Source organism: Colwellia marinimaniae (assembly GCF_002207865.1).
Classification (GTDB): Bacteria; Pseudomonadota; Gammaproteobacteria; order Enterobacterales; family Alteromonadaceae; genus Colwellia; species Colwellia marinimaniae.
This window is the reverse complement of the sequence record NZ_BDQM01000233.1, coordinates 1-277: the sequence shown is the minus strand read 5'-3', so window position 1 is coordinate 277 and position 277 is coordinate 1. Positions and strand designations below refer to the sequence as shown.

1 protein-coding gene is annotated in these 277 nt (G+C 44.4%); it reads right to left on the bottom strand.

Annotated features, from left to right (window positions below):
• The coding region (locus tag MTCD1_RS19060) for a hypothetical protein (RefSeq protein ID WP_143760172.1) at positions 1-277 on the bottom strand (277 nt) is incomplete at both ends.

The following is a 277-nucleotide window of genomic DNA, read 5'->3' as shown; positions in this document are numbered from 1 at the left end:
GCTATTAGGTAATCGGTTTTGCTCAATCGCCGTGATTAATTGTCCAAAATACAAATCAGTTACAGGGATTAATCCCGGTTTTGTAACCTTAAACTTCGCTTTACCTTTTGGCTTAATCGCCATTAGACGCCCGAGTAAATCACTGATCATCTCATCTAAACTCAGTACATCGGCACTGGTATATACACGGGAAACCCCTTGCTCTTCCAGCGACCTAGCTTCGTCAGATGTGATGGTTGCACCACCACCAACAAACACAGCAGGTTTAGCGCCAACA